Below are 10,458 nucleotides of genomic sequence, written 5' to 3' on the forward strand. Positions count from 1 at the left end.
TTTTTGTGACCGTTTTCGACGAGACGGTCATGTCGGAGGTACCTATGTCGAAGTCGCCTGCCACTTACCGTCCCGAAACCCGCCTGGTCCATTCCGGCACCCTGCGCTCGCAATTTGGCGAGACGTCGGAGGCGCTGTTTCTGACCCAGGGCTACGTCTACAACAGCGCCGAGGAGTGCGAAGCGCGGTTCAAGGGCGAGGACCCCGGCTTCATCTATTCGCGTTATTCGAACCCCACCATCGCGATGTTCGAGCGCCGCATGATCGAGCTCGAGGGCGCCGAGGCGGCGCGTTCGGCCGCGACCGGCATGGCCGCGGTGACGACCGCGATCCTGGCGCCGCTGAAGGCCGGCGACCACGTGGTCGCCTCCCGCGCGCTGTTCGGCTCGTGCCTCTACGTCATTCAGGACCTGTTGCCGCGCTACGGCATCGAGACCACGCTGGTCGACGGCCTCGATCTCGACCAGTGGCAGCGGGCCTTGCGACCGAACACCAAGACGTTCTTCCTGGAGAGCCCGACCAATCCGACGCTCGACGTGCTCGACATCCCCGGGATCGCCGAGATCGCGCACAAGGGCGGCGCGCGGCTCGTCGTCGACAACGTGTTCGCGACCCCGATCTGGCAGAGCCCGCTCGCGTTAGGGGCCGACGTCGTGGTCTATTCCGCGACCAAGCACATCGACGGCCAGGGCCGCTGCCTCGGCGGCATCATCCTGTCCTCGGAAGCCTTCATCGCCGAGCACCTCCACAATTTCATGCGCCAGACCGGGCCGTCGATCTCGCCGTTCAACGCCTGGGTTCTGCTCAAGGGCCTGGAGACGCTGGCCGTGCGCGTGCGCGCGCAGACCGACACCGCGGCCCGCGTCGCCGAGGTGCTGGCGAGCCATCCCAAAATCTCGCGGCTGATCTATCCCGGCCGCGCCGATCATCCGCAGGCGGCGCTGGTGAAGAAGCAGATGCGCGGCGGCTCGACGCTGGTCGGCTTCGAGGTCAAGGGCGGCAAGGCGGCCGCGTTCCGCGTGCTCAACGAGCTCAAGCTTGCGAAGATCTCGAACAATCTCGGCGACGCCAAGAGCCTCGTCACGCATCCGGCGACCACGACGCATCAGCGCCTGAAGCCGGAAGACCGCGCCGCGCTCGGCATCAGCGAGGGTTTCATCCGCTTCTCGGCAGGGCTCGAGCACGCGGACGATCTGATCGAGGATCTGACGGCGGCGCTGGAGAAGGCGTGAGGGGCGAATAGCGAGTAGCGAATGGCGAGTAGAAATCCCCATTCGCTATTCGCCATTCCCCATTCGCTTCCCTACATCGGCCGGTACGCCCGCACATCCCCGGGCACGTTGACCCCGAGCTTGATCTGGCCGACGGAGCGGATGATGTCGTCGCCGAGCAGCTGGGCGAAGCAGGCATAGCCCCAATCGTTCATGTGCAGGCCGTCGGCGATGACGAAGCTCTCGACCGGGATCGATTGGTTCTCGTGCCAGTCGCGCATCACCTCGAAGCGCGGGAAGATGCCGACGTGACGGAGCTCGGCGACCTTGCCGAGCAGCTTCACCATCTTGCCGGCGTTCTCCTTGCGCTGGTTGACGGCCGGCGAATATTGCGGATCGACCAGCACGATATCGGCGCCGCCGGCGGCCTGGATGCGGGAGATGCCGTCCTCGACCATCTTCGCGGTGTCGCCGGGATCGAGGTTGCGCAGCACGGCGTTGGTGCCGACCTGCCAGATCACCATATCCGGATGCACGTCGATCACCTCCTTCTGGAGGCGCTTCATCATCTCGGGCGCGTCCTCGCCGCCGACGCCGGCATTGATGACGGTGATGTCGGCGGTCGGATATTGCCGGCGCAGCTGCGCGGCGAGGCGGTTCGGATAGTTGAAATCGGGCGAGCTCGCACCATAGCCGGCGGTCGACGACGAGCCGAACGCGACGATCACGACGGGCTGGCCGGCGACGAGCTTGTTCGCGACATGCGGCAGCGAACCCATCGCCTTCGAGCCGCCCTTCGGCGGCAGGCAGGGGACGCGGTTGAAGACGTCGCCGGCGGATTTGGCGACCTGCTTCACCTTGTCGATGGCACGCGCGGTGATGCCGCGCTGTTCGGGGGACGTCGCGGCGACGGTGGTCTGGGAGGGCGATGCGGGGGCGGGATTAGCGGTCTGCGCGGGCGTCGCCTGCGCCTGCGCGCGCGACTGCGAAACAGGCGTCAGCACCAGCAGCGCCGCTGCCGCGGGCGCAGCCAGCCATGCCGTCAGGCAAAAAGGGCGGAGAGAACTCATTAACGCTAGACCTCAATTCTGCTGCTGGGCCGGCCCCAGATGGGCAGCGTCAATCACGAACTGTGCCAACGCCCGGCCAAGGCAATCATGGACCTGTTTCGCCAGCTCAGGCCCGCGGGACGGGCTGAACAGGTCGAACTGACCCTGATCGTTCCACTGCCGCATGATCGCGAAACGGTCGAACAGCGGGATGTCGTGCTCCTGTGCCACCACCCGCATATTGTCGAGATAGGGCGGCACCGAGATCATGGTTTCGGTACGCGGGCTGTACTGCAAGTTCATCAACACGACGTCAGCCCCTGCATTTTGCAATGCGGAAACCCCTTCGGTCACCGCGCCGCGAAAATCATCGGGATCGATGGCTCGGATAGCATCCACGGTCCCGGTCTGCCAGATGACCAAAGTAGGCCTTTTTGCTTCCATCAGCTTAACGAAGCTGGCGGCCGCCTCCTCTGCCGTCTTCTTGCTCTGTATTTCTACGGAGACGTGCACAACCTCCGACGGCGGCAGCTTGTCCTTCAAATTGGCTTGCATGCGTGCCGGATAGGAAGCGTCCTCGGAGGCCGGAATCGTGGTCGAGCGGCTGCCGATGACCAGGATTTCGAGCGGCTTGCCGCCCTTGATGGCATCGGCGACCTTGGGAAGCTGGCTTTCGCTGGTGAGCAGATAGGACGGCAATTCGCAGGCTGCGGGTGCGGCCGGAGCGGCCGGCGCAGCATCGTCCGCGCGCGCCGAAGGCGCGGCGAGGCCACCGCATAGCAGGATCAGGCTCAGGAGAACCTTCGCCTTCATCAGCCCCCTCCCGCCATATCGGCGTTGCCGACGGCGTTTTTGGTTTTCGCACCGCTCTTGTCAGCTACGCGCTTGTACCACGAAATCACCCAGGCGACGCCCCACATGATCAGGATTCCGGAGAGACTAATCACCGCATGCATGACGGCGCCGCCGGAGACCTCGGCCAGGATGAAATGACCGGCGAAGGCCAGGAAGACGCCGAGGCAGAAGATCTCCAGGGAATGCTGGCCGCACAGGATCAGCGGCCGCAACCAGGGCGATTTCAGGCCCGGCCAGTCCCGCGGCAGGAAGCGCACGGTGAGCGCGGCCAGCGCCAGGAAATGCGTGAAGCGCAGCACGTCGAGATCGGTCTTGTCGATCGGATACATCCACTGCTCGAGCCGCTTCGGCATCAGATGCGAGAGCTGCGGCAGGTACCAGCTCAGCGTCACGTAGAACGCCGCCGCGAGATAGGCGATCGCGATCCACATCGTCACCGGTGAAGCCAGAATACGCGACATGCGCCGCGCACCTCCGAGCGCACACCATGCACCGAAGACGAAAAGCAATTGCCAGGCCAGCGGATTGAACGCCCAGAAGCCGTTCGGATAGGCGGAGAAGTAGAGGTCGTATTCCCAGGTCACCGCGTAGAGCACGACCGAGAGGCCGAGCGTGACATCGGGCTTCCACTTCATCGACCACAGGATCAAAGGCAGCGCCAGCATCAGCACGATGTAGAGCGGCAGCACGTCCATGTTGACCGGACGGAAGCGCAGCAGCAGCGCCTGCACGATGGTGACGTCGGGCTGCTTGAGGAAGTCCATGATGCCCATCTCTTCGGTGTAGAGCGGGTTCTCGAAGCTGGTCGCGACGTAGGAGATCTCTGCGAGGAAGATCGTGAACAGGAAGACGTGGGCGACATAGATCTGCCAGACCCGGCGCAGGATGCGCGCAGTGGCGATGACGACGCCGCTCTCCAGCATCGCGCGGCCGTAGACGAAGGCGGCGGTGTAGCCGGAGATGAAGATGAAGATCTCGGTGGCGTCGCTGAAGCCGTAATTGCGGATCGTGAACCAGGTCAGCAGACTCGTCGGCAGATGGTCGATGAAGATCAGCCACAGTGCGAGGCCGCGGAACAGGTCGAGCCGGAGTTCGCGCTCGCCGATGGCGGGCAGCGAGATGGCCGGCGCGGCCGCGCGCGGCTTTGCGTCCACAGGCTTGGCTCCCGCGATCGTCGTTCCCGTCACTTGGTCGGCAATGGTCATCGGGGCCAAAAAACCCTCGCGCAAATCGCGACGTTAAAAAAGGAGTGTACCGGTCCGGCCGTCGTCTCGCAAAGCGGCCAGATCACATAAGGGTGTCTTCCCTGGGGGTGTACTTCTCCGCGAATTCTGACGGTTCGATGTCGCGAAAGCCGCCTGCGGCGTTTGGTTCCCGGCCGGGTTTTCGCTATGATGGCAGCTATGTACCGCGCCGTGACCCGCCAGATCGAAGTGACCGTCGAGCCGAACTTTGTTCCGGAACAGTCGTCGGCCGACCGCTCCCGCTATTTCTGGTCCTACACCATCGTCATCACCAATTCGGGCGAGGAGACCGTGCAGCTCAAGACGCGGCACTGGATCATCACCGACGCCACCGGCCGGCAGCAGGAGGTGAAGGGCGAGGGCGTGGTCGGGGAGCAGCCGACCCTGGCCCCCGGCGAGCGCTTCGAATATACCTCCGGCGTGCCGCTCTCGACCGCCTCCGGCTTCATGACCGGCCGTTACCAGATGGTCAGCGAAAGCGGCGAACGCTTCGAGATCGACGTGCCGACGTTTTCGCTCGATAGCCCGGACAACAAGCGGGTGTTGAACTAGGGGCGGTGCCGTAGGGTGGCAAAGGCGCAAAGCGCCGTGCCCACCATTTCGATGGTCACGCTTAAAGATGGTGGGCACGCTTCGCTTTGCCCACCCTACGATGTCCGAGTTCCTGGCGCGCAGCTTCCCCAATCCCGTCATTGCGAGCGCAGCGAAGCAATCCAGAGTCTTTCCGCGGCGGCAGTCTGGATTGCTTCGCTGCGCTCGCAATGACGGAGCAAGGTGCATCGTCGGCATCCTCCAACTCTCACCTCAACTCGCAGACACGCCTTCGCATCCTCGCGGCTGATTTCGCCCGAGCTTTGCTTCGTCGCTCCACCCTCTAAAGCCAAGAGGGCGCAGGGAAGGCCGGGTGCCGGCTGGCACCCGCGGTCTGCTGCGCGAATGTAGCGCAAAGGAGACCGCACAGCAGCATACAGGTGTAGCCAATCACTCGGCCTTCCCTGCGCAGTGGTTGGACGGCTTATGCCGCGCTCTCCCGGGAGCCGAGTTCCTTCTGGCCTCCCTTACTCCCGCGGAATTCACCGGCACCGCGCCGGTTGACGCGACTGCCGCCTCCGCAAGCGCTTGACCGTAGCAACGACGGCCAGGACCACACGGTTTTGCCGTACGCACGGCCCGCCATTTCGCCGCAGTTTTCCCGGCCCTGTCGACGGAGCCGGAAACTTGCTGGCGAGACGAACCTGACAGCGCCGCTCATCTGGCACGAAGTTTTGGGCTCACGGAGAGCAATCCGCCCTGCCCCTAACCTCTCGCGCCCGACGCTGCCGCGTCCACCGCAAGCCCGGCTCGCGACACGTGACGACACAAGATCGCCCCTCTTGGGTGAGCCGGGATGGGCGACACATACGACAAATCCGAACTTCGGTAAAGCGGAATATTTTTCGCGCAGGCGGATTGACAGCCCTCGCGGGTGTCTTGCCCGTCGGATCACGAGGGCATGTAGCCCGGATGAGCGAAGCGACATCCGGGATCTCTGCGAATGGAATCCCCGGGTATCGCTGCGCTCACCCGGGCTACGACCGCGCCCTGTTACGCGTCCTCTACGCCCGCCTCATCCGGCGTGAAATCGTAGACCGACGAGCAGAACTCGCAGGTGACGACGACCTTGTCATCCTTGACCATCGCGGCGCGATCGTCCGGCGAAAAGCTCTTCAGCATCGAGGCGACCGCGTCGCGCGAGCAGGAGCATTGCGCCTTCAGGACCAGCGGATTGAACACGCGCACGCCACGCTCGTGGAAGAGGCGGTAGAGCAGCCGCTCACCGGACAGCTCCGGATCGATCAACTCGACATCCTCGACGGTCTCGATCAGCGAGCGTGCCTCGACCCAGGCGTCGTCTTCAGCGACGCTGTGCACTTCGACGCCCTCGGGCGCATCGCCGGGATGCAAATCCGCCTGCCGCGCACGCTCCGGCGCCTTCGGCAAGAACTGCATCAGCATGCCGCCGGCACGCCAGCGATGCCTGCCGCCGTCGTTCGAGCGCCACTCCTCGCCGACCGCAAGACGCACGCGCGTCGGGATCTGCTCGGAACGCAGGAAATATTCGTGGGCGGCGTCTTCGAGGCTGCCGCCGTCGAGCGCGACCAGACCCTGGTAGCGGCTCATGTCGGGGCCCTGGTCGATGGTCATGGCGAGATGGCCGCGGCCGAGCAGCGTGCCGGAATCCCTGATCTCACCGAGGCGCGCGGCATCGAAGCGGGCATAGGCGCGCAGGCGATCCGGCGCCATGTAGTCGACGACCAGGAACGACACCGGACCATCGGTCTGGGCCTGGAGGATGAAGCGGCCCTCGAATTTCAGCGCCGTTCCGAGCAGCGTCGTCAGCACGATGGCCTCGCCGAGCAGCTTGCCGACGGCAGCGGGATAATCGTGCTTGGTCAGGATGTCGTCGAGCGCCGGGCCGAGCCGCACCAGCCGGCCGCGCACGTCGAGCGCGTCGACCTCGTAGGGCAGCACGGCGTCGTCGATCGGAACTGCTGATGGTGCGCGAACCGGGCCTTCGGGCCCGGTTTTCATGTCAGGGGATTCGGAATCCATGGCCGTCTATCTGGGGTCGGTGGGTGGGAAATGGAAGGGGGGCGAGCAGCCTCAAACTCAGTGTCGTCCCGCGAGATGACAACTCCGAGTCATCGCCAAACAACTTCCTGTGGTTATGGGTCCCGGATCGGCGCTCCGCTCTGGACAACGCTGCGCGTTGCCAGGGCTGCGCTTGTCCGGGACGACGAGTCGTATTTGCGGCCAGCGAAACGCCAACCAGCACCTACTTCACCGCGTCGAAGCACCAGGCCAGAATGCCCTTCTGCGCGTGCAGGCGGTTTTCGGCCTCGTCGAACACGACCGATTGCGGGCCGTCGATCACCTCGTCGGTGACTTCCTCGCCGCGATGGGCGGGCAGGCAATGCATGAACAGCGCGTCGGGCTTGGCCAGCGACATCAGCTTGGCATTGACTTGGTACGGCTTGAGCACGTTGTGGCGGTGCTCGCCTTCCTTGTCGCCCATCGACACCCAGGTGTCGGTGACGACGCAATCGGCGCCGCGCACGGCGGCTTCCGGATCGGTGCCGAGCATGATCGGCGCGCCTGAAGCCTTGATCCAGTCGCGCATCGCCTTCTTCGGCGCCAGCTCCGGAGGCGTTGCGACGTTGAGCTGAAACTTGAAGCGCTCGGCGGCATGCGCCCAGGACGCCAGCACGTTGTTGTCGTCGCCGGTCCAGGCCACCGTCCGGCCCTCGATCGGGCCACGGTGCTCCTGGTAGGTCAGGAGGTCCGCCATCACCTGGCAGGGATGCGAGCGCCGGGTCAGGCCGTTGATGACGGGCACGGTCGCGTTGGCCGCAAGCTCCAGCAGCGCGTCGTGGTTGAGGATGCGGATCATGATGGCATCGACATAGCGCGACAGCACGCGCGCGGTGTCGGCGATGGTCTCGCCGCGGCCGAGCTGCATCTCGGCGCCGGTGAGCATGATGGGCTCGCCGCCGAGCTGGCGCATGGCGACGTCGAACGAGACGCGGGTGCGCGTGGAGGGACGCTCGAAGATCATCGCCAGCGTCTTGCCTTCGAGCGGCCTCACCGGCTGATGCGCCTTCTGCTTCGCCTTCATGGCGGAGGAGGCGTCGAGCATGCTCTTGAGCTCCGACAGCGGGAGCTCGTTGATATCGAGGAAGTGCTTCGGCGACTTGCTCATCAGCTTGCCGCCCGCTTGGTCTGACTGGACGAGATCGCGGCGCAGGCGCGCTCGAGCCGCCCGACGCTGTCCTCGATCTCGGCTTCGGTGACGATCAAGGGCGGCAGGAAACGCACGACATTGTCGCCGGCGCCGACCGTGAGCAGCTTCTGGTCGCGCAGCGCCGCGACGAGATCGCCTGATGGCACCACGGCCTTGATGCCGATCAGGAGTCCCTCGCCGCGCACCTCGCTGACGATGTCGGGATGACGGTCGATCACGGAAGCGAGCTTCTGCTTGAGCAGCAGCGACATCTTCTGCACGTGGTCGAAGAAGCCGGGCTTGAGCATGACGTCGAGCACGGCATTCGCAGCCGAGATCGCCAGCGGATTGCCGCCGAAGGTCGAGCCGTGCGAGCCGGGCCCCATGCCGGCCGCCGCCTCCGCGGTCGCCAGCACCGCGCCGATCGGAAAGCCGCCGCCGAGCGCCTTGGCCAGCGACATCACGTCAGGCGTGACGCCGGTGCGCCGGTGCGCAAAGAGATCGCCAGTGCGGCCCATGCCGGTCTGCACCTCGTCGAAGGCGAGCAGCAAGCCCTTCTCGTCGCAGAGCTGGCGCAGCGCCTTGAGAAAACCCGGCGTCGCCGATCGCACACCGCCCTCGCCCTGGATCGGCTCGATCAGGATGCCGGCAGTCTGCGGACCGATTGCCTTCTTGACGGCCTCGATGTCGCCATGCGGGACCTGATCGAAGCCATCCATCGGCGGACCAAAACCTTCGAGATATTTTGCAGATCCCGTTGCGGCCAGCGTCGCCAGCGTGCGGCCGTGGAAGGCGCCTTCGAAGGTGATGATGCGGTAGCGTTCCGGATGCCCCTTGGAGAAGTGGTGATGGCGGACCAACTTGATCACCCCCTCCAGCGCTTCGGCGCCGGAATTGCAGAAGAACACGAAGTCCGCGAAGCTCTCATTGCACAGGCGCACGGCGAGCTTCTCGCCGTCCGGGCTCTGGAACAGGTTCGACATGTGCCAGAGTTTTGTCGCCTGCTCCTGCAGCGCCTTGACCAGCGCGGGATGGGCGTGGCCGAGCGCGTTCACCGCGACGCCGGAGGTAAAATCGAGATAGCGATCGCCGTTGGTCGCGATCAGCCAGCAGCCCTCTCCGCGCTCGAAACCGAGGTCGGCCCTTGCGAAAACGGGGAGCAAATGCGGCGCTGCGCTGTTAGTCATGACGGTCACTTGATGTTGCGGACGGTGTGACGCGTGCATTGCGCAACGCACCATTGACCGGCCCGGAAAACGAAACGTGCCGCCTTTTAAGGGCGGCACGCGCCACTATCTTAGGCCTGGTGAACCGGGTGTCAATGCCGCCCGAAAGCCTCACGAAACGCCGAATCCGTAGTCTTGCGGTGCCGAATTTGCGGGGTTTTGGCCACGGAACATGTGGAAGCGAGTCGGCGGACTCTTGCGCGTGAGTCACGCCATATTGTAGCGTTTGGCTTGTCAGATACGACATCTCGTGCTGCAGTTCTGATCCTCTAAGTCCTCATGTACCGGCGTAAACGTTCGGGCGCATCTGGTGCGCCCGGCGAGCCTTAAGGGATTCTGACGGCACGGGTTTTTCGAGGCTTAGGCATTCGCCGCGAGGCGCCAGGATGGCAGCCGCACGGCGAGGGAAAGGGTGCAATGACGGTTTTGACCTGGTCCGACGATCGCGTCGAGCAGTTGAAAAAGCTCTGGGAGGCCGGATTATCGGCCAGCCAGATCGCAGCCGAGCTCGGGAACGTGACCCGCAATGCCGTGATCGGCAAGGTGCACAGGCTCGGCCTGTCCGGCCGCGCCAAGAGCCCGTCATCGGCGGCTCCGCGGCCGCGCAAGGCGCGCCCCGCGCAGCACATGATGCGGGTCAGCCGCCCCATCGCGCGTGGCAACACCGCGCTGGCGCAGGCCTTCGAGGTCGAGGTGGAGGCCGAACCGCTCACCTACGACAACGTGGTGCCGATGAGCCAGCGGCTGTCGCTGCTGGAGCTGAACGAGGCGACCTGCCACTGGCCGGTCGGCGATCCCTCGAGCCCGGATTTCTTCTTCTGCGGCGGCAAGGCGCTGTCGGGCCTGCCCTACTGCGCCCAGCACTCGCGCGTGGCGTATCAGCCGGCCGCGGATCGCCGGCGCGCACCGGCCAAGCCCTCGCGGTGAGTTAGCGGATCTAGCTGACTGCAAAGACGACGCCGTTACGCGATGACGGCTCTGCCAACTCGATGTCGTCCCGGACAAGCGCGCCAAGAGCGCGCGCAGATCCGGGACCCATAGCCACCGCAAGATGTGGTTACGGGGACTCGGAGTTACCTTTTTCGCGCAACAACCACGTCCTGTGATTATGGA

9 protein-coding genes are annotated in these 10,458 nt (G+C 64.9%); 3 read left to right on the top strand and 6 right to left on the bottom strand.

From position 1 onward, the window contains the following. The first annotated feature begins 44 nt into the window (after positions 1-44). Entirely contained in the window at positions 45-1,232 is a 1,188-nt protein-coding gene (locus XI09_RS39310; RefSeq protein ID WP_271571711.1) for an O-succinylhomoserine sulfhydrylase, read from the top strand. Between the two features lie 71 nt (positions 1,233-1,303). Here XI09_RS39310 and XI09_RS39315 read toward each other — a convergent pair whose 3' ends face one another. From XI09_RS39315 to XI09_RS39325, 3 genes are read right to left on the bottom strand one after another with little or no spacing between them, the layout of a single operon-like run. Then, positions 1,304-2,281 carry an SGNH/GDSL hydrolase family protein gene (locus XI09_RS39315; protein WP_271571698.1) on the bottom strand — a complete coding sequence of 326 codons (978 nt, stop codon included), beginning with the start codon at positions 2,279-2,281 and terminating at the stop codon, positions 1,304-1,306. Between the two features lie 12 nt (positions 2,282-2,293). Further along, entirely contained in the window at positions 2,294-3,073 is a 780-nt protein-coding gene (locus tag XI09_RS39320; RefSeq protein WP_271571699.1) for an SGNH/GDSL hydrolase family protein, read from the bottom strand. Then, a complete protein-coding gene (locus tag XI09_RS39325) occupies positions 3,073-4,320 on the bottom strand; it encodes an OpgC domain-containing protein (RefSeq protein ID WP_271571700.1) in 1,248 nt (415 codons plus the stop codon). The genes XI09_RS39320 and XI09_RS39325 overlap by 1 nt, the downstream gene beginning before the upstream one ends. Before the next feature lie 198 nt (positions 4,321-4,518). Between XI09_RS39325 and apaG the strand changes: the two genes are divergently transcribed. Then, entirely contained in the window at positions 4,519-4,911 is a 393-nt protein-coding gene (apaG, locus tag XI09_RS39330) for a Co2+/Mg2+ efflux protein ApaG (RefSeq protein ID WP_028172741.1), read from the top strand. A gap of 1,032 nt (positions 4,912-5,943) precedes the next feature. Here apaG and XI09_RS39335 read toward each other — a convergent pair. From XI09_RS39335 to XI09_RS39345, 3 genes are all read right to left on the bottom strand, one after another. Next, on the bottom strand, positions 5,944-6,951 hold the full coding sequence (locus XI09_RS39335; RefSeq protein WP_271571701.1) for an Hsp33 family molecular chaperone: 1,008 nt from the start codon (positions 6,949-6,951) through the stop codon (positions 5,944-5,946). Between the two features lie 223 nt (positions 6,952-7,174). Further along, the gene (argF, locus tag XI09_RS39340; RefSeq protein WP_011083918.1) at positions 7,175-8,098 is read right to left on the bottom strand and encodes an ornithine carbamoyltransferase; all 924 of its coding nucleotides are present in this window, start codon (positions 8,096-8,098) and stop codon (positions 7,175-7,177) included. Then, positions 8,098-9,306, bottom strand: a complete 1,209-nt coding sequence (locus XI09_RS39345) for an aspartate aminotransferase family protein (protein ID WP_271571702.1) — start codon at positions 9,304-9,306, stop codon at positions 8,098-8,100. The genes argF and XI09_RS39345 overlap by 1 nt, the downstream gene beginning before the upstream one ends. 456 nt (positions 9,307-9,762) lie before the next feature. Here XI09_RS39345 and XI09_RS39350 point away from each other — a divergent pair, with 456 nt between their 5' ends. Further along, a complete protein-coding gene (locus XI09_RS39350; protein ID WP_271571703.1) occupies positions 9,763-10,272 on the top strand; it encodes a GcrA family cell cycle regulator in 510 nt (169 codons plus the stop codon). Positions 10,273-10,458 lie beyond the last annotated feature (186 nt).

The sequence above is a fragment of the Bradyrhizobium sp. CCBAU 11386 genome, assembly GCF_028128955.1.
GTDB lineage: Bacteria > Pseudomonadota > Alphaproteobacteria > Rhizobiales > Xanthobacteraceae > Bradyrhizobium.